We start from the raw sequence: 24599 nt of genomic DNA, 5'->3' as shown, positions 1-24599 counted from the left end.
ATGTGAAGGGCAGCTTCGTGGACGAAAGCGGACATTGACATGATACTCCCATTCTTGTTGGTCATGGCAATAAAATCTTGCGCAGATCAACCGGCCCATCAGCCAATCCAATTTTCATCGCTGGTGTTTCCCTCTTCTTATTATTGTTGATCGGGGAGTAGTTGAAGTAGGTTCGCAGAATTTCCAGCAACTGTACTGGTCGATAGGGATTATATGGAGACTTCCCATACCACTTTCTACCTGCACCTGCTGGGGATGAAATTGGTCGTTCCAGCATTGATGATCGTCTTCTTGCAAACTGCATGAAGTTGTCCACCTTGAGCATCGAACAATGCGCGGCGACTCTAGCTTTCTCGTGTATGTCTTCATCCTCCATTGACGTCATGTGAGAAAACCTTTTCTGCACCTCTCCCCGGGTAGGCACTGGATAAAGCGCCCATCGATCCTTCCACTTTCCTTCTCCTCGAAGGTGGGCGTTCATCGTCTGTTCCACAAGATACCAAGTGGCCTCGAGCTCAGTTACTCGGCCAAGCTGCCTCTGAGCTGATTCTATTGCACGACGGCCAATTCGTGTCGCTTCTTCCCTCTCATCTCTAGTGGCGCCATCTTTAATTGCCACATAGAAGAGATCACTGTCCCCATTTCGTACCATATCGCCAAAGGAAGACATGTAGGCGGCTCGTATCCCAGACTCCTGTTCAGTAAAGAAGTGGACCTTTTCAGACTCACTCAGCAGAGAGCGAATGATCTGAAAGTGTGCGTACAGGACATAGTCTTCCCTGAACTGCATGCCTTTGCGGGGCAGCATGCTCTCAAGTGACAACTGATCACTTGGGAGTTCGACATCGTCCCTCTGGTCAGCATCTTCATATCTTGCCCGTAACCTTTGCAGGGCGTCCGGAGAATATGCCTCAAGAGGTGACCGAGCGTTTGTATCATGTGATTGATAGTCATCATCCAGCCAATATTGAGAATATCTACGCAATGCCATTGTGTAGTCTTGATCACCCCGCTTCCATGACTCGATATGAATAAAGTCTCGATCAGCGCGGGGGTCATAGGATAGATGGATTGGGAAGACGTAACCGCTACTACAGTCGGCACTAATCGTTGAACGAAATGCTATGTTACGTTTGTCTTTTCGCTTGTCCCAGTTGATCAAATAGGCTTGTCGATCAGTACAAAGAAATAGTTCCTCATGGCGACCAGATCGTTGCTTGAAATTGGCTTCCCGTTCTCTGTTAAAGCGAAGGCAGGCTTTGTACGCCCGCTCCATATTGTGATAAATGACGGGAGGGGATAATTCTGTAGTCTCTTGAATGCGATTAATCTCAAGACCATTCAATAGGTGGAGAATTGATTCCACATATTTGTGGGATTTCCGCCCATGAGTTGCAGGGTAGCGGGCTCGCTGCACAACGAAAGTTTTGCCACAGCCTTTGCACTTCCATCGCTGAGAGCCTGTTTCTGTACGGCCCCGCTTTACATACGCACCAGTGCTGCCATTCAAGCCGACCTTAGAGATATTGTTGCTGCACTCAATATTTGGGCAGTAGTGATTGTCAGGCGACCATGATAGTGAATGTATAGTTTCGACAATTGCCTGATTGTTTTTTAGGGGAATAGATTCATTGCAGGATTTGCAGATAATGACTCTTGCCGACTTTGCTGAACCCGCTCCGGTTAGCTCGAAATTCTCACGAACCGGGCGTTTGCTCCCACTTACGCGATAGTTAGGATCAGATCTTGAGTTTTCTGCTGGTACACCAAAGTTCTTGCACCTGGGATTCTTGCAGGAGTTTACCTGTATGCCATCGTATTCAGGCGGGATTCTGTCCCTTTTCTGATCAGATTTGTGGTCGGGCATTAAAAAACTCACTCCTGATAGGATTGCTTCCCTATAGGAGTGAGTTTAGGTACACATTTCTGTTATATCCAGAAATATTTAATGCCTAGGGCAAGTGCCGGGTTTTTTATGGGTGGCGGTTACTGCCGGGGGCCGCACCCGGCGTCATGGGTTATATCTGCAACCACTCTGGTACGGGCAGGCCTTTGTTTTCCAGGTACACGGGATTAAACAGCTTGCTCTGATAGCGCGTGCCGTAGTCGCACAGGATGGTGACAATAGTGTGGCCGGGGCCGAGCTCTTCGGCCAGCTTCACAGCGCCGGCAATGTTAATTGCCGACGAGCCCCCCAGGCACAATCCCTCGTGCTGCAACAGGTTGTACGCGTAGGGCAGGGCGTCCTCATCTCTGATGTGGTAGGCGTGGTCGACCTGGGCGGCGGCTAGGTTATCGGTGATGTGGTTGATACCAATCCCTTCGATAATCGAGTTGCCTTCGGATTTCTCCAGCCGGCCTTTGGCAAAGTGGTTGTACAGGGACGCACCGCAGGGGTCGACGATGCCGATAGCCACCCCTGGGTTGTGTGATTTCAAAGCGCTGGAGACGCCTGCCAGGGTGCCGCCGGTGCCCACGCTGCACACGAAGCCGTCGACTCTGCCCTCGGTTTGGGCCCAGATCTCCTGGCCGGTGGTTGCTTCGTGGATAGCCATATTGGCGGGGTTGTCGAACTGGCGCGCCCAGATGGCGCCGTGCTCTTCCTTGCCGGCCAGCTTGTCAGCCAGGCGAGCGGCGGTGTGCACGTAGTGTTTATCGTCGTCATAGGAGGCGGCGGGCACGAGGTGGAGGTCGGCCCCGAGCAATTCCAGGGAGTCGATCTTTTCCTTGGATTGGGTAATGGGCATGACCACCGTGCTCTTATAGCCCAGCGCATTGGCCACCAGGGTCAGGCCGATACCGGTGTTGCCGGCGGTTCCTTCCACAATCCGTCCGCCGGGCTGGAGATCGCCAGCTTTCTCAGCGGCGCGAATAATCCCCAGGGCCGTGCGGTCCTTGACCGAACCTCCCGGATTCAGGAATTCGGCTTTGCCCAGGATGGTGCAGCCGGTTTGTTCGGAAACCTGGCGCAGATGCAGCAGTGGTGTATTGCCAATCAGTTGGGTGACGTCGGGGGCGGTGAGCACGGTTTACCTCCAGAAAGCAGAGCGCAAAGTATGCCACAGCCCATTGGGAGGGTCAGGCGTCGCGCGCGACCACCCGGCTCAGTACCAGGCAGGCAAAAGTGCAGCCGAACATGGCCATGAGCATTGGCTGGGCACTGTCGGTCAGGACCTGGCCGACCAGTGCCGCTGACAGGCCCGACAACCCCATCTGGATAAAGCCCAGGAGTGACGACGCGGTGCCGGCCATGTGCGGGTAGGGCGCGAGGGCAATAGCGAGGGCATGGGGATACACCAGGCCCATGCCCACCGCATAAATGGCCATGGGTAGCATCAGTACCGCCACGCTGTCGGGACGCAGGCTTCCACCCAGCCACATCAGGCCGGCGGCTGCGGTGCACAAGGTGGCGCCACGCATTAGCATCTGGTGTGAGTCCAGGCGGCTGGCGAGGCGGGCGCTGAGGCCACTGCCGCCCATATAGCCGACCACTGTGGTGAGGAAGATAAATCCGAAATACTGGACCGGCACGCCGAGCAGTTCCATGTACACATAGCTGGACGACGACAAATAGGCCATCAAGCCGGCGTACACCAGGCCACTGGCCAGCACCACAGACATGAAGCGAACATCCATGCAAAGCTGGCCGTAGTTACCCAGAATATTCAGCGGATGCAGGCTTTGCTGCTCTGGCAGTGATTCAGGCAGGAAGGTCTGCAGCAATACAATCATGGCCAGCGCATAAGCTGCGAGAACGATAAAAATGATGGGCCAGGGCAGCACCAGCAACAGAAAGCCACCCAGTAGCGGTGCGATGGCCGGGCCCAGCGCCATGAGCATGGCGATCAGTGACAGCGCCCGGGCGGCGCGGCGTGGTCCGAATAGGTCCCGGGTCACCGTGCGCGCGAGCGTTGGGCCAACACAGGCGCCCACGCCCTGTAAAAAGCGGTAGATCAGCAGTTCGCCGACGGTGTCTGACTGAGCACAACCGAGGCAGGCGACAACGAACAGAGCAGTACCGGCGGTGAGAATCGGCTTGCGGCCAAAGCGGTCTGCCAGAGGGCCACAGGCCAGGTGGAAAATGGCATAGCCCGCCAGATAGGTGCTGATGCTCAGGTGCATGGCGCTGATGTCTGTACCGAGAGCGCGCATCATGCTGGGCATGGCGGGCAGGTACATATCCACGCTGAGTGGGCCCAGCGCCACGATGGCTGCGAGCAGGCCCAGCAGCCAGGGGGAGTCGGTACTTAGGTGTCGGGCGCTCATGGGCGAGGGAGGTTAGCCCAGCACTCCCCCGTTGGCAAAACTACTTTTCGAAGTTCATCACCGTCTTCCACCACAGTTTGGGCGCCAGGGCGCGCCAGTAGTAGAGGAACTTGGCCTCGCTGGGATAGATGATGTCCTTGTCCTTGGCCACACCCTTGAAGATCGCGTCGACAATCTTCTCCGGATCAGCAAGGCGGCCTTTTTCCTTGGATTCGATAATGCTCCCGGGGGAGTCGGTATCGATGGTCTGATCTACCAGCGGAGTATTTACCGCGGGAGGGCAGATGAGGTGAGCGCGCACCCCAGTGTTGCGAATCTCGTTCTGCAGCACTTCGGTATAGGCGTTCACGGCGGCCTTGGTGGCGCAGTAGGCGCCCATTTTCGGTACCAGGGCAATGCCGGCGATGGAGCCAAAGTTCAGAATGCGACCGGTACCGCGTTCGGTCATTGAGGGCAGTACTGCCCGGTTCATATAGGTGGTGCCAAAATAGTTGATACGGAACAGGCGCTCCATGTCCGGGTGGGTGTGCTCAGACAGCAGGTGGGCCGGCATCAACGCTGCCGCATGAACCAGAATATCGACAGGTCCCAGTTGTTCGGCGACCTGGCCGACCTTGGTCTCCACATCTTCCAGACTGGAGATATCGCAGTGGAACGCGGTCAGATTATCCGATTCAGCGGCGGTGGCATCGAGCCCGGCCTGGTTGACGTCGAAGATCGCGACCTTGGCGCCACCTGCAGCCAGGCGGCGGGCGAAAATCTGGCCCATGCCACTGGCACCACCGGTGACAATGGCGACTTTACCTTGTGTTTCCATGCCCTGGGGTTCCTCATTGAGCAATTATTCAGGCGAACATGTTGCGCGGCGCGCAAGGGCGCCACAAGGCCCGGTGGGGCCAGCTTCACTGCCCTGTTTTAACGCTTGAACTCGGTCTCGTCGTCGATGTGCTCCAGCGGCAACTCGGTGCGCCTGACGACTTTGCGCAACTCGAAGCTGGAGTGTACCCCGGTGACACCGGGTATGCGGGTGAGCCGGCCGAGGAGGAATTTCTCGTAATACTCCATGTCGGGCACGACGGCCCGGAGTAGGTAGTCCGAGGACTGCCCTGTAACCACGGAGCATTCCATGACCTCCGGGTATTCGGCCACCTGCGCTTCAAATGCTTCGAACCGGTCCGGGGTGTGGCGGTCCATGCTGATGCCGATATAGGCGGTGAGTTTCAGCCCGAGCATGGATTGGTTGAGCAGGCTGACGTGCCGCTCGATCAGGCCTGACTCCTCGAGCCGCTTTACCCGGCGCGAACAGGGGGTGGGGGAGAGATTCACGAGGTCTGCGAGCTCGAGGTTGGTGATGCGGCCATTGCGCTGCATGGCATCGAGAATCTTGCGGTCGGTGCGGTCGAGTTTCACAGCGTGGGCTCCGTGATGGTAATAAGTCACAATGTCACGTTAACGTGGCATTTGTCTCTACTTATGGGGTAAATAGTAGAGAATAATTGCGTTATATGACCATAACAGCGCGTTATTGGCAATCAATCACCCCTCGCGAACTACTATACTTTGCGCCTGGCTGACACATCACCTGTGTCAGCGGCGCGCCCCTTACCCTGGGGCGGGCCGTGCGCAACGCTTCACGAGAGCCCGCGCCGCAGGTGCAGCCACTTTATTGATAACAGGTGAACCCCATGAGCAGTTTCGATCACAGCAAGTACAAGCCGTTTCAACCGATTGCCAAGCCCGATCGGCGTTGGCCAGACCAGGTGATTGAGGCGGCTCCGCTATGGTGTAGCGTGGACTTGCGCGACGGTAACCAGGCGTTGATCGAGCCCATGACGGCGCGCCAGAAATCCCGGCTCTGGGATCAACTGGTAAAGGTGGGCTTCAAGGAAATTGAAGTGGGATTCCCCTCGGCCTCCAGTCACGATTATGACTTTGTGCGCGAGCTCATCGACAACAATCGTATTCCCGAGGATGTGACCATCCAGGTATTGGTACAGGCCCGCCAGGAGCTGATCGAGAAAACCTTTGAAGCGCTTAAGGGCGCGCGTCGCGCCGTAGTGCATGTGTATAACTCCACCTCTACGGTACAGCGCGAACAGGTGTTTGGCCTCGATCGCCAGGGCATTATCGACATTGCCGTTAATGGCGCGAAACTGGTGCAGGCCTGTGCGGACAAGCACCCTGAAACAGAGTGGGTGTTTGAGTACTCGCCGGAGAGCTTCACCGGCACAGAGATTGATTTTGCGGTAGAGGTCTGCAACGCCGTTACCGAGGTGTGGCAGCCCACGCCGGAGAAGCCGATCATTATTAATCTCCCGGCCACCGTGGAGATGAGTACACCCAATGTCTATGCCGACCAGATCGAGTGGTTCTGTGACAATGTTGCGCGCCGCGACAGCCTGCTGATTTCGCTGCATACCCACAACGATCGCGGCTGTGGCGTCGCTGCTGCCGAGCTCGGTGTAATGGCGGGTGCCGACCGTGTCGAGGGCACCCTCATGGGTAATGGCGAGCGCACCGGCAATATGGACGTGGTCACCATGGCCATGAACCTGTACAGCCAGGGCGTCGATCCGAAACTGAATCTGGCCAACATGGATGAAATTATTCAGACCGTGAAAGAGTGCACCCAGTTGCCGGTACACCCACGCCACCCGTGGGCAGGCGAGCTCGTGTTCACTGCGTTCTCTGGAAGCCACCAGGATGCGATCAAGAAATGTCTCGCCCAGCAGGACGGTCGCGATCACTGGGAGGTGGCTTATTTGCCAATTGATCCGGCGGACATTGGCCGCTCCTACCAGGAAGTCATTCGTATCAACAGCCAGTCGGGTAAAGGCGGTATCGCCTATGTGCTGCAGCGGGACTACGGTTACGAGTTACCGCGTTGGTTGTCCGTGGACTTCTCCGGTACTGTCCAGGCCCATGCCGAGGCGTCAGAGTCCGAAGTGGGTTCCGAGGCGATCTTCGATCTGTTCCAGAAGACTTATCTCAATGGCGAAGGCCGTTGGCAGTTGGGCAACTACAATGTGAGCCGCGAAGACCAGGTCGACAAACTGCAGGCCGAACTCAGCCGCGGTGGTGCCCAGGAAACCATTACCGGTACAGGCAACGGTGTGGTGGCGTCATTTGTCGACGCCATGGAAACATTTACCGGCAAGCAGATAGTGCTGGTGGAGTATTCCGAGCACGCTCTCAGCCAGAGTGCAGATGCCGAGGCGGTGTGCTACATCCAGCTCAACATCGAAGGTGAGCGCTACTGCGGTGTGGGCCGCAGCCACGATATTGTGCAGGCCTCTCTGGACGGCATTCTGCGCGCCATCAACAAGTCCGCCGAGCGCGACGCCGAAGCAGCTGCCTGAGGTGTTTAATAGGGGTGGCGATGGAAGTAATCTGCCGCCGCCGCTTTCACTTTCGGGGCCAGGTAAAGGGTCGATACCATGGTGGGTATGGCCATAATCGCGTAGGACCCTGAAATCAGGTTGAACACCACATCAATGCTGACGGCGGCGCCGAACACAATGGTCGCCAGAAAGAACCAGCGGTAGTGATGCTGGACGTGAGCCCCCGCCAGAAACCCAAAGCATTTCGCACCGTAATACCAGCAGGCAAACATGGTGGTGCTGCTGAGTATCAGTGTCACCAGAGTCAAGGCCAGCATACCCGGCGTGCCCAGCTGTGTGGCAAAGGCATTGGCCGTAAGGGTGACGCCTGACAAGTCCCCGGGGTTCTGCCAGTTGCCTGCCAGCAGAATCACGATGGCCGTGCACGTGCAGACAATCAACGTGTCTGCCACCGGCCCCAGCATGGCAACCAGGCCTTCGCGAACGGGTTCATTGGTGCGCGCAGCACCGTGGGCCATGACCTCCGTGCCAAGGCCCGCCTCATTGGAAAACACGCCGCGGCTCACGCCGATTAACACCACCCCGAGAAAACCTCCGCCAACCGCCTGAGGGTTAAAGGCTTCGGTCACAATTAGGCCGAGTATGGCTGGGACCTCGGGCAGGTTGGTCAGAATCATGTAGGCGGTCATGCTCAGGTAGGTCAACACCATGAGCGGCAGTAACGCCACTGCCACCTTTGCGACACGTTGCAGCCCGCCAAAAACCACGATGCCGACAATCACCGCCATGGTGATGCCAATACCCAGATTAACCGCCATCGGGTCGCCGCTAATCTCGATATTCTGCTTGATCAGGGCTGTCAGCTGGTTGGCCTGGAACATGGGCAGAGTGCCGATCAGGCCCATGACCGAAAACAGAATGGCCAGCGGAAAAAACGCCTTTGGCATGGCTTCGCGAATGACATATTGCGGACCGCCCTGCAGATTACCCAGGCTGTCCTCGCCCCGGTACATCACGCCCAGAGTGCAGGTGAAGAATTTGGTGGCCACGCCCACCAGGGCTGACATCCACATCCAGAATACGGCGCCGGGGCCGCCGGCTACGATCGCCAGGGCCACGCCCGAGATGTTGCCCAGGCCCATGGTGGCGGCCAGGGCGGCCGCGAGGGCCTGGCGGTGGCTGAGCTCGCCAGGGCTGTCCGGCGTTTCGTGCTTGCCCAGCATGATACCGATGGCATGGCCGAAGTGGCGGTAGGGTCTGAAGCCCGAATAAATAGCGAAAAACAGACCGCCGCCCAGCAGCAGGATGACCGTGGGCGTACCCCACACTGCGTTGGCGAAATTGGCCGACCAGGTATTGAGCGTCTCTAGCAAGGTGGAGGTCTCTGGGTGAAAGGGCAGACAGTACCATAGCGATGCCCCGTTTCGCTCGCTAAACTCACACCATGAATGTCCGCATTGTCGCCCTGCTGGCGGCCCTGGTGCCGTTCTTTGCCGTCCAGCTCACTTATGTCGTGGCCGCCAGCCACGGCCTGGTGGAATGGTGTAACCCCTATCTGGACAGCTGTACTTCCATTAGCGCTACCGGGCGCAAGCCGCCGGCCAGTTACCTGTTTCGAGCAACAATGCTACCTGCCGCGGTGATCCTGATGGCGTACTGGTGGCTCAATCACGCCTGGCTGGCAAGCCTGCACCGCCATCGCGGAACCCCCGGCCTGATCAATCTCTGGATGCTGGCGCTAGGGCTGCTGGCCTGCATGGGCCTGGTGCTTTATGTCACCGTACTCGGCGAGCGTGGCGATGCCTGGCGCACACAGCGCCGGGTTGGCACGGTATTGTTTTTCTCGTTTACCTACCTCGCGCAGCTGCTGATGCTGGCTCAGTTGCGTATATTGCAACCGGCTGGCCTCAAACCGGGTTTGCTGTCCCTCATGTGGGCAGTCTGTGGCACACTGCTGCTTCTGGGTGTGCTGACCGTCGGGTTGGATGCCTGGGACGAGGCCTATTATGAGTCTGTAGAGGACGCCTTCGAGTGGAGTCTTTCACTGTTACTGCAGGCCAATTTTTTGTTGGGCTATTTTGTCTGGCGCCAGACCGGCTGGCAGCTTGAAGTTAGAGGTACATGAATTGACAGGTCAGATCGCACCGCAATATCAGGACATCGAGGCTGCGCTAGCGCGTATCGCCGGGGGGTACACCAGACTCCTGTGATGCAGAGCCATTTGCTCAATGAGCATGCCGGTGCCGAGGTGTTTTTCAAATGTGAACACCTGCAGCGCGTGGGCGCATTCAAAGCGCGCGGTGCGCTCAATGCGGTGTTGTCGCTCAGCGATGAAGAGGCTGCGCGAGGTGTCGCCACGCACTCTTCCGGTAATCACGGCGCGGCCCTGGCCATGGCCGCTTCCCAGCGCGGCATTCCCGCCCATATTGTCATGCCGTCGAATGCGCCGCAGGTGAAGAAAGATGCGGTGGCTGCCTATGGCGGTCTGATTATTGAGTGCGAGCCAACCCAGCAGGCTCGCGCCGCTGGTCTCGAGTTGGTGTTGGAGCACACTGGCGCGAACGCGGTGCATCCCTTTATGGACAGCCGTGTTATCGCCGGCCAGGGTACAGTGGCGATGGAGTTACTCCAGCAGGTGGCTGAACTGGATGTCATCGCCGTGCCGGTGGGCGGCGGCGGTCTGCTCGCAGGGACCGCTATCGCCGCGAAACATATCAACCCAAAAATTGAAGTGATTGCTGTGGAGCCTGAGGGCGCTGACGATGCGTTTCGGTCCTTTGGGCTGGGCGAGCTGCAGGGCAATGCTTCGGTGAACACCATAGCCGATGGTCTGCGCACCAGTCTCGGTGAGCTGAACTTCGATATTATCCGTAAGCATGTAGACACCATTGTGACAGTGCCGGATGCCCTGATTATCGAGGCGATGAAACTCATGTGGACACGAACCAAGCAGGTTGTAGAGCCCTCGGGCGTGGTGAGCTTTGCCGGCGTGTTGGAGCACCCCGAGCGATTTCGGGGCCGGCGAGCGGGCGTCGTCATTACCGGCGGCAACGTCGATCTCGATGCGCTGCCCTGGTAGTCCGATGAGTATCTCCCGGCGCCTGTGGTTGCTTGCCTGCCTGCTGCTGTTCCTGCAGGGCTGCAGCAGCACCACTTTTGTCTATAACCGCCTGGACTTTTTCATTCCCTGGTACATCGGTAAATACGTCGACCTAGACCGCCCTCAAAAAGCCCTCTTGAAGGAGGAGTTGGGGCCCTTCCTGCAGTGGCACCGGCGCGATGAGTTGCCCACTTATCTCGATATCATTGACGGAATTACCCGCGATCTCGATGGCGAAGTAGCGCCGGCGCAGATCAGTGCAACGGCAGATGCCTTCGAGTCAGCCTGGCTGCGCATTGAGGCACGGGGGTTGGAGTGGATGCTGGCGCTGGGCGAGGCCCTCAGCGATGACCAGATGAGGGAGTTCATTACCTCGCTGCGCGAGAAGCAGGTGGAGTACGAGGAGGAATACCTGACGCGCACTGACGCTGAGTTCCACGAGGAGGTCTACGAGAATCTGCTGGATTCAGCCCAGGATTATATGGGCCGGCTGGACAGGGAGCAGCGTGCAATTCTGCAGCAGGCTGCCAACCGTATGCAGCGTTCCGATAGCTATTGGTTACAGGAGCGTGCCCTCTGGCTGGATCGCCTGGAAAACATGCTGCAGCGCGACGAAGGCTGGCAACAGGCCGTTCGCGATTCCCTGACAGAGCGTGAAGACAACGCTTCACCGGAGTACCTGGCGGTTTACGAGCACAACAGTGACGTTATTTATACGGCGCTGGCAGCGCTGGCCAATACGCGTACGGACAAGCAGGACCAGCGCTTGCGGCGCAAGCTCGCTGATTTTCGAGACGACATTCAGGCACTGATTGCCCAGGGCAAATAGCCGGCGGCGCAAGCCACCGGCGTGTTTGATTAATCCAGCTGGGACAAATCCCTGACCGCGCCCTTGTCGGCACTGGTGGCCATTTTGGCGTACACCTTGAGCGCCGCACTGACGGCTCGCGGGCGCACTTCGACGGGTTGCCAGGCCTTGGCTCCGCGAGCTTCCATGGCGGTGCGGCGTGCGTCGAGTTCCTCGTCGGTGAGTTTCACATTGATCGTGCGCTCGGGAATGTTGATCTCGATGATGTCACCATTCTCCACCAGACCGATGGCGCCGCCTGCGGCCGCTTCCGGCGAAGCGTGACCAATCGACAGGCCAGAGGTGCCGCCGGAGAAGCGACCGTCCGTGAGCAGTGCGCAGGCTTTGCCCAGACCTTTGGATTTGATGTAGCTGGTGGGGTAGAGCATTTCCTGCATACCCGGGCCGCCGCGAGGTCCCTCGTAGCGAACTACTACCACATCACCGGCTTTGACCTTGTCGTTGAGAATGTCGTCGACGGCGGCTTCCTGACTTTCGCACACGTGTGCGGGGCCGGAGAAAACCAGAATTGATTCGTCCACGCCGGAGGTCTTCACGACGCAGCCGTCCTCGGCGATATTGCCGAACAGCACTGCCAGGCCGCCCTCCAGCGAGAATGCATTCTCGATAGAGCGGATACAACCGCCGGTGCGGTCGTTATCCAGGCTCGGCCAGCGAGTGCTCTGACTGAAGGCTGTCTGGGTCGGGATGCCCGCAGGGCCCGCCTTGAAGAACTGGCGCACGTCTTCGTTCTCGGTGCGCATGATGTCCCAGTTGTCGAGCGCTGCGCCCATGGTGGGGCTGTGCACGGTGGGGCAGTCGGTGTGCAGCAGTCCGGCGCGATCGAGTTCGCCGAGAATGCCCATAACGCCGCCGGCGCGGTGCACATCTTCCATGTGATAAAGCGGCGTGTTGGGCGCCACTTTGCACAGCTGCGGAATCTTACGTGACAGGCGGTCGATGTCCGCCATGGTGAAGTCCAGCTCGGCCTCTTGTGCCGCAGCCAGCAGGTGCAGGATCGTGTTGGTTGAACCGCCCATGGCAATGTCCAGCATCATGGCATTTTCAAAGGCCTTGAAGCTGCCGATGTTGCGCGGCAGTACCGACGCATCATCCTGTTCGTAGTAGCGTTTGCACAAATCGACGATGAGGCGGCCTGCGCGCAGAAACAACTGCTCGCGATCGGCGTGGGTGGCCAGGGTTGAGCCATTGCCCGGCTGTGACAGGCCCAGCGCCTCGGTGAGGCAGTTCATGGAGTTGGCGGTGAACATGCCCGAGCAGGAGCCGCAGGTCGGGCAGGCGGAGCGCTCGTATTCGGCGACGGTTTCATCGTCGGCGCTGTCGTCAACGGCGATCACCATAGCGTCGACCAGATCCAGCTTGTGCTCTGACAATTTGGTCTTGCCCGCCTCCATGGGGCCGCCAGAGACGAAGACCACGGGAATGTTGAGACGCATGGCGGCGTTCAGCATTCCGGGGGTGATCTTGTCGCAGTTGGAGATGCATACCATGGCGTCGGCACAGTGCGCGTTGACCATGTATTCCACGGAGTCAGAGATGATGTCGCGGGAGGGCAGGCTGTACAGCATGCCGTCATGGCCCATCGCGATACCGTCATCGACCGCAATAGTATTGAATTCTTTGGCCACGCCGCCGGCGGCTTCGATTTCCCGGGCCACCAGCTGTCCCAGATCTTTCAGGTGTACGTGTCCCGGCACAAACTGGGTGAAGGAGTTGACCACGGCGATGATGGGCTTTTCGAAGTCACCGTCTTTCATCCCGGTGGCGCGCCACAGGGCGCGGGCGCCGGCCATATTGCGGCCGCCGGTGGAAGTCTTGGAGCGAAGTTCTGGCATGGTGCTATCCGTTTGTCCGGCGGTAGCCGGTTTGGGTAAAAAAATCAGCCAGCGAGGATAGCAAAAACGCGCAGGCTTGTATCGGGGTGGGGTGGAAGCCGGGGCTGTTATGTTATGTGCCCCGCAGGTGGCGCTGTCAGCGTCCTGCCACGGTGTCGCGACCGCGAAATTCCTGGAGTTCCGCGTTGTAGGTCTCGGCGGCGGTAAACGCCTGGTGAACGTAGTAGTTGTGCTCCAAATCGTGCAGTCGATGTGCGTTGCACTCGAGGAATAGCCGGATCTCTTCCACGTATTGGTTGGCGGCATCCTGGGAGGCCTGCATTTCGACTTGTGTGGCTGTCATGCCGTCTACGGGTACGGGGGCGTCTTCAGGGCGCAGGGTTGGGCATGCGGCGGCGGTGTAGGTCGCAGCCAGGAGTAAGGGAATAGATAACAGGTATTTCATGGTGGTTCTCCTTGGTTGGTCGGTCGATGGTGATAGTGCGTTACCGCACTGTTACTAATATTCACATATCGTTACGTAAAAGCAACCTCTGGAGTATAAAATATTTACTGTAACTTATTGATATTTATTAATAAAAAACGGTTTCAGCGCACCGAATAAGGGCACTGCGCCAGAATGGTTACTATTTTGCACGTTATGAGGGCCGCTGCCCGCGAATGGTGCGGGCTGCGGGGACGTCGCTACCAGGAGATACGCAGGCCGGTGGTAATGCCCCAGCCATCGTAAGCGCCGCCGTCGTCGGCGTTGTCGTCAAGTTCAGCGTATTGCACGCCAGTCTGCCACTTGAGTTTGTGGCCGTAGAAGAACAGGTTCAGGCCCGCATAGTATTCGCTGTACCTGTCGCCCCGGCCATCCACCACCGCGTTTTCATAGCGGCCCAGGCGCAGGCCGTTGTCGCCATCGCTATCCAGCCAGGTGTAGCGGAAGATCAGCTGGGTGAGGTCGCTGATGTTGTAAAAAGGCATCAGGCTCAGGCCTGTCACGTCAGGTTGTCCGTAATAGCCACTGCCTCCTGCCAGATCGGTCCACAGCCCCCAGTCGCCATCTTCGAATTTCCCTGACAGGGAGTACACATTGCCAAAATCGCGGGTATTGGCCTGGGGATCGCGCTGGTTGTACACATAGTCGAAGCGTACGGTAGCGTTTTCAAGGCCCAGTGGTTCGCTGAAGTTATAGCCTGCGGATGTCAGGGTGAAATAGCCGGCATCGAATTTGCTCCACTCGTCATTGCCATCACTGGAAAAAATGCCGACCCGGTAATCCCAGTTGTTGTCGAGCGTACCCTTCATGCTGACCCCGGTGAAATACTCGGCGGTAAACCACAGGTTATTGGTCAGGTTGCTGCGTTGCAGTGTCAGCAGCTTTTTGGAGGAGATGGCGCCGTCCAGCGTGAACCCGGCGGAGTGCTTGAGAATACGCAGGTCGCGAGCCTTGTCGGGTTGCCAGCCGATATAAGCGTCGGTGAGGCGGCTGTACCAATCGCCGGAAGATTCGTTGAGGTCGAAGTCGCCCTCCAGTTGCGCCATCCAGTCACCAGCGAATCGGGCGGTGAAGCCAAACCGGAAGCGCCGCCACTGCAGATCGTCTTCGTCTATTCCGTCGGCGTCGAAATGATAGGCATCGGCCTGCAGCCGCCCGCTGAGGTCCAATTCGCGAACAGCGCCGCTCTCGGAGGCATACAGCGTTTCATAGGCCCAGATACGGTCATAGGTATCGGTGTCTGCCAGTATGGGTTGAGCGGCGAGGGCGATAGGTGTCACTACTGAGGCGGCGACCTGTCTTTTCATACTTTCCCCCGTGCCCTCGCCAGGAATGCCTACAAATCCTTGAAGAAAACCTTGGAGTTACGCTGCAGGTTGTACAGCGCCTGCTTCTGGTCTGGCAGCTCATCCCTTGAGTGCTCGGCGAAGCCCTGTTCCAGAAACCAGTGGGCGGTCTGGGTACTGAGCACAAAGACTCGCTTAAGTCCCTGGTTGCATGCCTCCTGCTCCAATTCGCGCAGCAATCGCTGGCCGCGCTGGCCGCCGCGATAATCGGGGTGGGTGACCACACAGGCGATCTCACCGCAGCTTTCGTCCGGGAACGGGTACAGTGCTGCACAGGCAATGATGCGGCTGTCCCTCTCAAGCAGCTGGAAGCAGTGGATCTCCTGTTCCAGTAGCTCGCGGGAGCGCTTTAACAGTATCCCCTGCTGCTCCAGCGGCTCGATCAGTTCGAGAATGCCGCCCACATCCTCAATGTCCGCCTGGCGCGACTGTTCATAGTCCAGGTTGGCGACCAGAGTGCCGCTGCCGTCGTGCGTAAACAGTTCTTCGAGCAGGGCGCAGTCGTCCTGGTAGCTAATGATCTGACAGCGCGGTACACCTTGCTTGCAGGCCAGTTGTGCCGTCTGCAACAGCGTGCGTTGCGCGGTGTCCTGGATCGTCAGGTTTTCCAGTTCGCTGACCGCCAGCTGGCGGATGAGCTCACCGTCGCGATTGGTTACGCCTGCCTCCGCCCCGAACAGAATCAGCTTGTCCGCGCCGATGGCCGCCGCGCAGTTCACTGCAATATCCTCCAGTGCCAGGCTGAAAATCTCGCCGGTGGGCGAGTAGCCCAGCGGCGATAACAACACGATGGAGCCATCGTTCAATTGGTCATGAATGCCGCTGACGTCGATCCTCCGGACTTTGCCCGTGTGCTGGAAATCTACGCCGTCGACAACGCCCATGGGGCGGGCGGTGACGAAATTGCCAGAGCACACCCGGATGCGCGCGCCCTGCATGGGCGAGTTCGGCAGCCCCATGGACAGCAACGCTTCGAACTGGGCCCGCAGTGAGCCGGCGGCGTCTTTGACATGTTCCAGCGCAGCGGTGTCAGTGATCCGGATATTCTTGTGCATAACGCTCTCGACATCTGCAGCGGCGAGGCGAGCGGCAATTTGCGGGCGGGCACCATGGATGAGTACGAGGTTGATGCCCAGGCTCTTGAGCAGGGCGATGTCGTGAATAATGTTGGAAAAATTGTCGTGTTGCGCGACCTCGCCCCCCAACATCAGCACAAAGGTCTTGCCCCGGTGCATATTGATATAGGGTGCGGTATTCCTGAACCAGCGGATATGGGCCCGGCCCGGCGTGGTCACGATGCTCTCCAACACATTGATAAATGGCGAATAATCAAGACTACCGAAGTCTGCGCTAATTACCCAATGGCAATTTTGCACAGTTCAGGGCCAAGCCTGCTGTGGCTTTCGGAGTGGGAGATTGGATGAGACCCCGGTCGCCTGTGCGCGCAGGCAACCGGGAATAGCGATCTTCGATCAGGCGCCGAACATGGCCTTGAAGATGAAGAAGAACAGAATGGCCAAGCCGGCACCGGCTGGCAGGGTAATAATCCAGGACATAAAGATGGTGCCCACCACGCGCAGGTTGAGCGCGGCAATGCCTCTGGCGAAACCTACACCGAGTACCGCGCCCACAAGTGTGTGTGTGGTCGAGATGGGCAGGCCTGTTGCCGAAGCAAGCACCACGGTGGCGGCGGCGCCAAGCTCTGCGGCAAAACCGCGGCTGGGGGTGAGCTCGGTGATCTTGCGACCCACGGTGGTGATAACGCGCCAGCCATAGGTGGCGAGGCCAACAACAATACCCGCGGCGCCGACCAGCAGAATCCACCAGGGCATGGCGGATTTTGCAGCGATCTCGCCGCCTGACTGTACGGTGCTGGCAATAGCGGCGAGGGGACCCACCGCGTTGGCCACGTCGTTTGACCCGTGGGCGAAGGCCATGGCACAGGCGGTGAATACCATCAGCACGGCAAAGACTCTTTCAACGCTGCCAAAGCGATTCTCGTGGTCCTCGTCGTCGCTGATGTTGCGCAGCAGCAGGGCGCCGAGACCCGCAACCAGCAGGCCGATCACGGCCGATACGGGCAGCGCATTGGCGAACTTACTGCCCAGTCCCAGATCCAGATCAAGGCCAACATGTTTCAGGCCCTTGAGCAGGGTGACCATGGAGATCATGAAGCCGACCATCCACATGTAGATGGGGATGTACTTCTTGGCGCGGTTAAAGGGGTCGTCGGTATCCAGAATGAGCCACTTCACACTCATGAACAGGCCGAAGGAAATCGTGCCTGCGAGCACAGGTGATACCACCCAGGAAGCCACAATGCTGCCGACCTTGTCCCAGTGAACAGATTCGGCCGAAATACCCACCGCTGCAAAGCCCACGATGGCGCCGACGATGGAGTGGGTGGTGGACACTGGCCAGCCCTTCATACTCGCGACCAGCAGCCAGGTACCTGCAGCTAATAGCGCGGACATCATCCCGTAGACCATTAGCTGCGGGTCATCCGCCATTACGTCGGCATCAATAATGCCCTTACGTATCGTCGAGGTGACCTCGCCACCCGCCAAATAGGCCCCGAGGAACTCGAAAATCATGGCGATAAAGATCGCCTGCTTAATCGTGAGGGCGCGTGAGCCGACAGAGGTGCCCATGGCATTGGCCACGTCATTGGCACCGATTCCCCAGGCCATGAAGAAGCCAAACATGCAGGCCATGATCAGAAAGACCGTGCCGTACTCTGCGATAATTTCCATTGCGTATTACCTGAATTATTGTTTGCTGTAGATTATTTGGCGAGCAGGATCTGCAGTCGGTCGCCGACCTTTTCGGAGGCGTCGGCGAGCTCTCCCAACAGGGCCATGGCGCGATAGTAAAACATCACGTCTACCGGCGGCAGATCGGGTTCCATTTTGAATAGCTTGCGGCGCAGGGAGAACTGCTGCTTGTCGGTGCGGCGTTCCAGCTTGTCGAGCTCCTTGAGCATGGCTTCCACGCGCTTCACCTCGCGACCGGTGAAACCCACCTCCAGCAACTCGTCCAGTTCCTGGATGGCCTTGAGCGCCTGCTGACAGCAGGCCACACTGGTGTTGGTGAGCTCCAGTACCGCCGGGAACAATTTCTCCGGAAAGCGCAGGTCGCGGCCCATCACGGTGCTGGCGAAGTCTTTGGCGGTATTGGCCACTTGATCCTGAATGCTGACCAGCTGTAGCAAATCTGAGCGTGGCACCGGCAGAAACAGGCTCTTGGGCAAGTGACGGCGCACGTCGCTTTTGAGCTTGTCAGCGGTCTTCTCGTCGTCGGCAATGGCCTTGTGAATTTCCTTGGCCCGGTCCCAGTCCTGATCGGCGGTCGCTGCGAGCAGCTCGGGCAGATGTTCGGCCGCTTCAGTAGCCACCTGCATGTGTTGTTGAATGGGACCGATCGGGGAACGCCCGAACAGATTGCCAAGAGGGCTGCCGTTGGCCATAGAGAGACTCCAAAGTATGGGGTGTCTAACTTTCGCGCAGTATATGCACAACAGTGCCGAATGTCATAAAAAGTTCTTATCGCTGTAACATTTCATTTCTCCCGGTGCGAGATACCTCTCGAAAGCCGGCCCCTGTGCTAGCATAGCCGGCAACGCGACAACGCATCCCGGCGCGCTGGATTTCCCGCCGGGCGCTGCGCAGAGAAAAGGACATAATGCCCATGGACAACGGTGGCCTCTTCGCCGAACAGCGCTTGAATCTTACCTCGCTGGCTCAGGATTTACACCGCGAGGGGCGCCTTGGCGACGCCGAGCTTAAGCGGGTTGCGGGCAATGCCCTGGTCAAGGTGCACCCCCTGATCTACCTGGCCGATCAGAAGCTGCAGGATGCGACAAATCCGGGGCGGGTAATGGATATGGATGCGCTGCTTGGCTGGCTGTCACAGCGTACCGATCAGGCGGTGTACGATATCGACCCGCTCAAGATTAACGTCTCCGCCATCGCCGAGGTGATGTCGCAGGCGTTTGCTGAGCGTCATCGGATTTTGGCGGTGGAAGTCAATGACAATGAAGTGGTCATTGCCTCTGCCGAGCCCTGGATACGCGCCTGGGAAAGTAACCTCGAGCATGTTCTGCGCAAGCCCATTCGCCGGGTGCTGGCTGACCCCCGGGCGATTGCCCGCCACACGGTCGAGTTTTACAACATGGCCGGTTCTGTGCGCAGTGCCAAGGCCAGCGACCGCTCCGACAATCGCACCAATACCACCAATCTGGAGCAAATGCTCGAACTGGGTTCCATGAAGGAGCCCGACGCCAACGACCAGCACATTGTCAATGTGGTCGACTGGTTGCTTCAATACGCCTTTGAGCAACGCGCCAGCGACATTCATATCGAGCCCCGGCGCGAGCAGGGCGATGTCAGGTTTCGCATCGACGGCGTGCTACACAGTGTGTATGAGCTTCCGCACCAGGTGTGCGCTGCGGTTACCAGTCGCATCAAAATCCTGGGCCGTATGGATGTGGCCGAAAAACGCCGGCCACAGGATGGGCGCCTGAAAACCCGCTCACCTGAAGGCAGTGAAGTCGAGCTGCGTCTGGCGACATTGCCAACCGCCTTCGGTGAAAAGCTGGTGATGCGGATTTTCGATCCCGAGGTGCTGCAAAAAAGCTTCGAGCAATTGGGCCTGGCTGAAGACGACCTGGCGCGCTGGCACCAGATGACTGACGGCGGCAATGGCATAGTGTTGGTTACGGGGCCGACGGGTTCAGGGAAGACCACCACGCTCTACTCCACGTTGCGGCAGCTGGCGACCAGCGAAGTGAATGTCTGCACCATCGAGGATCCCATCGAAATGGTGGAGGACGCGTTTAACCAGATGCAGGTTAATCACGGTATCGACCTGGATTTCTCCTCCGGCGTGCGCGCGCTGATGCGCCAGGACCCTGACATTATCATGGTGGGCGAGATCCGCGATCTGGAAACGGCCAATATGGCCGTGCAGGCAGCGCTCACCGGCCATCTCGTACTTTCGACCCTGCATACCAATGATTCGCCCAGCTCTGTCTCCCGACTGCTTGAGCTCGGTGTCCCCGCCTATCTGGTTAAGGCTACCGTGCGGGGCATCATGTCGCAGCGGCTGGTGCGTATTCTGTGCTCCGCCTGTAAGACCATGGAATCGGTGGATCTGGATGCCTGGCAACAGCTGACCACTCCCTGGAAGATTACCCCGCCACGCCAGGTGGCCCGGCCGGTGGGTTGCAAGGCCTGCCGCAACACTGGTTACACCGGCCGCAAGGGCATTTACGAGGTGTTGGTCAACAGCCCCCGGGTGCAGGAACAGATTCACTCCCAGCTGGAGACCAGCGCCATTCGTGAAGCGGCTATGCGCGAGGGCATGCGTACTCTGCGTTTGTCGGGTGCGACCCGGGTGGCTCGCGGCGAAACTACGATCGAAGAAGTGATGCGGGTTGCGCCGGTGCTGGATGCCTGACCCGAGTCTGCCGCCGGTGCTTGCCGAGTCCGCCAAGCGGGCATGGCAGGCCATACTGGAACGCGCCGACACGAGTACCGCTCAGGCCCTGGGCGACTACGCCAGGCAAGGTGAACTCGCTCAGCAGCTATTCCATGTACTGGCGTGCAGCCCGTTCTTTGCGGAGCTTGTGCGACGCAAGCCGGCGTTGCTGGCAGAGCTGTTGCGCAACAGCGCATTTGAACAGCCACTGAACGAAGCAGCGCTGCGCGGCTTGTTGGATGCTGAACTGCTGGCCTCTGACGATCTTGGATTGACGTTGCGCCTGGTCCGGCAGCGCCACATGTTGCGTATTGTCTGGCGTGACTTCACGCGCGCGGCAGACACCTTCGAAACAATGCGCAGTACCTCGCTACTGGCGGAGGTGTGTGTAGCGGCGGCCGTCAAGCATTGTTATCGGGCATTAGAACAACGATTTGGCAGCCCTATTGGGCGCGACAGCGGCGACGCTCAATCGCTGATTGTGTTGGCCATGGGTAAGCTCGGTGCACGCGAACTCAACCTGTCTTCCGATATCGATTTGATATTCGCCTATCCCGAGTCGGGGAATACCGACGGCGCAAAGCGCAATCTCAGCAATGAGGAATTTTTTATTCGTTTGGGGCAGGCGGTCATCGCCGCGCTGGACCAGACTACGCCCGAGGGCTTCGTATTTCGGGTCGACATGCGTTTGCGTCCCTATGGCGAGAGTGGCGCACTGGTCCACAACTTCAATGCTCTCGAGGCCTACTATCAGGAGCAGGGCCGCGATTGGGAGCGCTACGCCCTGATCAAGGCTCGGCCGATAGTCGGCGATCCCGGGCGAGCGCAGGCGTTGATGGCATCGTTGCGGCCCTTTATTTACCGCCGCTATGTCGACTTTGGCGTCATTGAGAGTCTGCGCAGTATGAAGCAGATGATCAGTGCAGAAGTGCGCCGTCGCGGCCTGCATGACAACGTTAAACTCGGTCATGGCGGCATTCGCGAGATCGAATTTATCGTCCAGTGTTTTCAATTGATTCGCGGAGGGCGCGACCTGGGCTTACAGCAGCGCTTGCTGTTGGCTGCGCTCGAGGAGTGTGTGCACCTGGGTTGTCTACCCGAGCAAGCGGCGACTGAGTTACGCCAGGCCTATCTGTTTCTGCGTGATAGCGAACACGCTATTCAAGGTTATCAGGACAAGCAGACCCAGGAGTTGCCCACGGACGCATTGGCTCGTGGGGCGATGGCCAGCGTGATGGGGTTTGCAGATTGGTCGTTGTACCGCCAGGCGCTCGATGCGCATAGAGCGCGGGTTTCGCAGCACTTTCACCAGCTGATTGCCGACCCGGATGAAGGTCAGGACAACCCTGGCGAGGCCAGTCAGCTGTGGGGAGAAGACATTAGCGGTGAGGCTCTGACAGCGCTGGGTTTCCAGCAGCTCGATGCCACAGTCGCTTTGCTGAAGGAGTTTTGGGCTTCCCGGCGTGTTGCCGCTGCGCAGGCCGAGGGGCGCCAGCGACTCGAGAAATTCATGCCCCAAATGGTGCATGCCTGCGCTGACACCGATGACCCCGATCTGGCCCTGGCCAGGGTGCTGCCCCTGGTGACGGCCGTGGTGCGCCGCTCTGCTTATCTGGTGCTGTTGCTGGAAAACCCGCCGGCACTGCGGGAGCTGGCGCTGCTGTGTGGTGCCAGTCCGTGGATTGCTGAACAGATGGCCCAGCACCCGGTCTTGCTCGATGAATTTCTCGATCGCACCAGCCTGTACAGTGCCCCCTGCAAGGCTGAGCTGCAAAGTCAGTTGCAGCAGCAAGTCGCCCGTTTGAAACCGGACGATCTGGAAGCACAGATGAATGCCTTGCGCTACTTCAAGGCGGCGCAGGTGTTGCGTGTTGCTGCCAGCGAGTTGGGGGAGCGGCTACCGGTGATGAAGGTCAGCGACAATCTCACCTGGATCGCCGAGGTTATCCTCGAGCAGGTTATCGCTGTTGCCTGGGCAGATCTGACGCGCAAGTACGGAGAACCCGCGCGGGACAGCACGGGCTATGGCTTTGCGATCTACGGTTACGGTAAGTTGGGTGGGCTGGAGCTGGGTTATGGCTCAGATCTCGACCTGGTATTCGTGTTTGATGCCGCCCCCCAGGGCACCACTGACGGGGCTCGCAGTATCGATAATGCGGTTTTCTATATGCGCCTGGTACAACGAATTATCCATATCATGGAAACGCGTATGTCTCTGGGCAAGCTCTATGAGATTGATATGCGCCTGCGTCCCGACGGCAACTCCGGCTCTCTGGTACCCAGCGTCGAGGGTTTTGCCAGGTACCAGCAGGCGAATGCCTGGACGTGGGAGCACCAGGCTCTGGTGCGGGCCCGTTATGTGGCCGGTGACGCGATGGTCGCTGAACGAATCGACGTAATCCGTCGTGAAACCTTGTGCCAGCCCAGGGATGCGGCAGCGGTGGCGCAGGAAGTGGTCAATATGCGAGCCAAGATGCGCGACCATCTGTTACCGGTGGAGCGCGATGATGCATTCGATTTAAAGCAGGGCAGTGGCGGCATTGTCGATATAGAATTCATGGCCCAATATGCGGTGCTGGCATGGGCTGCAAAACATCCGCAGCTCGCGACCTGGCCCGACAACGTGCGTATCCTCGAAGAGTTGCAGCGCGCAGGGCTGTTTGCAACCGACCACTGCCGGGCACTGACCGAGGCCTATTTGCAATACCGCGGCTGCGCCCACGAGTTGGCCCTGCAGCAGCGCCCCGGCGTAGCCAGCCCCGCGCGGTTTGCCGCGCAGCGAGCGCAGGTCATGGGCTGTTGGCAGGAATTATTTGGTGAGTTGCCCAAAGGAGTAAGCATGGCATGAGCAGCGGCGAAAAAATTCTCATCGTAGGGCCGTCCTGGGTTGGTGACATGGTGATGTCGCAGGTGCTGTACCGGCTGCTCGAGCAAACCCGCCCCGGAGTGATCATCGATGTGATGGCGCCTGGCTGGAGCGAGCCGATTCTTGAGCGCATGCCCCAGGTGCGTCGTGCGATCAATCTGCCCGTGGGACACGGCGAAATTGGCCTGCGCCGGCGCTGGCACCTGGGCAGGACGCTGCGTGAGGAGCAGTACGATCAGGCTATCATTTTGCCTAACTCACTGAAGTCGGCCCTGGTACCCGCATTTGCCGGGATTCCCCGGCGCACTGGCTGGCGCGGAGAAATGCGCTATGGGCTACTCAACGATATGCGCTTACTGGATGAGGCGGTGCTGCCGCTGATGGTGCAGCAGTTTGCCGCACTGGGTATCGACGCCGCGGCAACCTTGCCTGACGCGTTGCCCGCGCCGCAGCTCACCGTGGACAGCGCTCAAGCAGAGGCGTCGCGCCAGAAGTTCAGCTTGCGCAACGACAAACCCCTATTGGCCCTGTGTCCCGGTGCCGAATTTGGCGGGGCCAAGCGCTGGCCGGCACAATACTATGCTGAACTCGCCCGTCAGTATCTGCAGCGTGACTGGCAAATCGTGTTATTTGGATCCGCCAAGGACCAGGTGGTGACCGCAGAGATAGCCGAGGCCTGTGGCCAGAGTGAGGCAATATTCGACCTCGCCGGGCGCACGGCGCTGGCCGAAGCGGTGGATATGTTATCCCTGGCCGATGCTGTGGTCAGTAATGACTCCGGGCTCATGCACATTGCCGCTGCCCTCGGGCGCCCTCTGGTGGTGATTTACGGGGCCACCTCGCCGGGGTTTACACCGCCACTTAATCCCAGCAGTGCAACGCTGGTCAGCGACATTGATTGCGCCCCCTGTTTTGAGCGTGAGTGTCCGCTGGGCCATCATCGCTGCATGCGTGAGACGCCGGCCAGCCTGGTTGCTGGTAAACTTGACGTTTTGTTGGCGGAGCCTGCCTAGGC

Annotated in this window: 19 protein-coding genes; 7 read left to right on the top strand and 12 right to left on the bottom strand. The window is 58.7% G+C overall.

Translation table 11 applies throughout. The features are described 5' to 3' along the window. Window positions 1-61: 61 nt before the first annotated feature. The 5 genes from BST95_RS02565 to BST95_RS02545 form a co-directional block, all read right to left on the bottom strand. A complete protein-coding gene (locus BST95_RS02565; protein WP_157114443.1) occupies window positions 62-1867 on the bottom strand; it encodes an IS1/IS1595 family N-terminal zinc-binding domain-containing protein in 1806 nt (601 codons plus the stop codon). A 151-nt stretch (window positions 1868-2018) separates the two neighbouring features. Continuing rightward, window positions 2019-3026 (bottom strand): cysteine synthase A, encoded by a 1008-nt coding sequence (locus tag BST95_RS02560; RefSeq protein ID WP_084198037.1) that lies wholly within the window; start codon window positions 3024-3026, stop codon window positions 2019-2021. A gap of 52 nt (window positions 3027-3078) precedes the next feature. After that, window positions 3079-4266, bottom strand: a complete 1188-nt coding sequence (locus BST95_RS02555; protein WP_066053065.1) for a multidrug effflux MFS transporter — start codon at window positions 4264-4266, stop codon at window positions 3079-3081. A 40-nt stretch (window positions 4267-4306) separates the two neighbouring features. Further along, on the bottom strand, window positions 4307-5083 hold the full coding sequence (locus tag BST95_RS02550) for an SDR family NAD(P)-dependent oxidoreductase (protein WP_102106424.1): 777 nt from the start codon (window positions 5081-5083) through the stop codon (window positions 4307-4309). A 98-nt stretch (window positions 5084-5181) separates the two neighbouring features. Further along, window positions 5182-5676, bottom strand: a complete 495-nt coding sequence (locus BST95_RS02545; RefSeq protein WP_066053074.1) for an Lrp/AsnC family transcriptional regulator — start codon at window positions 5674-5676, stop codon at window positions 5182-5184. A 275-nt stretch (window positions 5677-5951) separates the two neighbouring features. Between BST95_RS02545 and leuA the strand changes: the two genes are divergently transcribed. Then, on the top strand, window positions 5952-7625 hold the full coding sequence (gene leuA / locus BST95_RS02540) for a 2-isopropylmalate synthase (RefSeq protein WP_084198035.1): 1674 nt from the start codon (window positions 5952-5954) through the stop codon (window positions 7623-7625). A 5-nt stretch (window positions 7626-7630) separates the two neighbouring features. On the opposite strand, the gene BST95_RS02535 is transcribed toward leuA, so the two are convergent. Next, window positions 7631-8980: an alanine/glycine:cation symporter family protein gene (locus BST95_RS02535; RefSeq protein WP_084198034.1), complete on the bottom strand. Its 1350-nt coding sequence runs from the start codon at window positions 8978-8980 to the stop codon at window positions 7631-7633. Window positions 8981-9051: 71 nt separating this feature from the next. Here BST95_RS02535 and BST95_RS02530 point away from each other — a divergent pair, with 71 nt between their 5' ends. From BST95_RS02530 to BST95_RS02520, 3 genes are all read left to right on the top strand, one after another. Then, entirely contained in the window at window positions 9052-9732 is a 681-nt protein-coding gene (locus BST95_RS02530) for a Frag1/DRAM/Sfk1 family protein (RefSeq protein WP_084198033.1), read from the top strand. Between the two features lie 84 nt (window positions 9733-9816). Further along, window positions 9817-10686, top strand: a complete 870-nt coding sequence (locus BST95_RS02525) for a pyridoxal-phosphate dependent enzyme (RefSeq protein WP_240500250.1) — start codon at window positions 9817-9819, stop codon at window positions 10684-10686. Between the two features lie 4 nt (window positions 10687-10690). After that, window positions 10691-11536: a DUF6279 family lipoprotein gene (locus BST95_RS02520; RefSeq protein ID WP_084198032.1), complete on the top strand. Its 846-nt coding sequence runs from the start codon at window positions 10691-10693 to the stop codon at window positions 11534-11536. Between the two features lie 29 nt (window positions 11537-11565). Here the strand turns inward: BST95_RS02520 and ilvD are convergent, their stop codons facing one another. The 6 genes from ilvD to BST95_RS02490 form a co-directional block, all read right to left on the bottom strand. Further along, a complete protein-coding gene (ilvD, locus tag BST95_RS02515) occupies window positions 11566-13410 on the bottom strand; it encodes a dihydroxy-acid dehydratase (RefSeq protein WP_084198031.1) in 1845 nt (614 codons plus the stop codon). Window positions 13411-13546: 136 nt separating this feature from the next. Continuing rightward, on the bottom strand, window positions 13547-13855 hold the full coding sequence (locus tag BST95_RS02510; protein WP_084198030.1) for a hypothetical protein: 309 nt from the start codon (window positions 13853-13855) through the stop codon (window positions 13547-13549). A 239-nt stretch (window positions 13856-14094) separates the two neighbouring features. Next, window positions 14095-15201, bottom strand: coding sequence for a porin (locus tag BST95_RS02505; RefSeq protein WP_084198029.1), 1107 nt, complete (start codon window positions 15199-15201; stop codon window positions 14095-14097). A gap of 29 nt (window positions 15202-15230) precedes the next feature. Then, window positions 15231-16535, bottom strand: coding sequence for an amino-acid N-acetyltransferase (gene argA / locus BST95_RS02500; protein ID WP_084198028.1), 1305 nt, complete (start codon window positions 16533-16535; stop codon window positions 15231-15233). Window positions 16536-16712: 177 nt separating this feature from the next. Further along, on the bottom strand, window positions 16713-17993 hold the full coding sequence (locus tag BST95_RS02495) for an inorganic phosphate transporter (protein ID WP_066053101.1): 1281 nt from the start codon (window positions 17991-17993) through the stop codon (window positions 16713-16715). A gap of 32 nt (window positions 17994-18025) precedes the next feature. Continuing rightward, window positions 18026-18706, bottom strand: coding sequence for a TIGR00153 family protein (locus BST95_RS02490; RefSeq protein ID WP_084198027.1), 681 nt, complete (start codon window positions 18704-18706; stop codon window positions 18026-18028). A gap of 221 nt (window positions 18707-18927) precedes the next feature. Between BST95_RS02490 and tfpB the strand changes: the two genes are divergently transcribed. From tfpB to waaF, 3 genes are read left to right on the top strand one after another with little or no spacing between them, the layout of a single operon-like run. Next, window positions 18928-20697 (top strand): type IV pilus assembly ATPase TfpB, encoded by a 1770-nt coding sequence (gene tfpB / locus BST95_RS02485; RefSeq protein WP_084201026.1) that lies wholly within the window; start codon window positions 18928-18930, stop codon window positions 20695-20697. Next, entirely contained in the window at window positions 20690-23566 is a 2877-nt protein-coding gene (glnE, locus tag BST95_RS02480; RefSeq protein WP_084198026.1) for a bifunctional [glutamate--ammonia ligase]-adenylyl-L-tyrosine phosphorylase/[glutamate--ammonia-ligase] adenylyltransferase, read from the top strand. Before tfpB ends, glnE begins: the two co-directional genes overlap by 8 nt. Continuing rightward, a complete protein-coding gene (waaF, locus tag BST95_RS02475; RefSeq protein ID WP_084198025.1) occupies window positions 23563-24597 on the top strand; it encodes a lipopolysaccharide heptosyltransferase II in 1035 nt (344 codons plus the stop codon). Before glnE ends, waaF begins: the two co-directional genes overlap by 4 nt. Window positions 24598-24599 lie beyond the last annotated feature (2 nt).

This window comes from Halioglobus japonicus (assembly GCF_001983995.1).
GTDB lineage: Bacteria > Pseudomonadota > Gammaproteobacteria > Pseudomonadales > Halieaceae > Halioglobus > Halioglobus japonicus.
The sequence above is the reverse complement of the archived record's forward strand: the minus strand, read 5'-3'. Positions and strand labels throughout refer to the sequence as shown.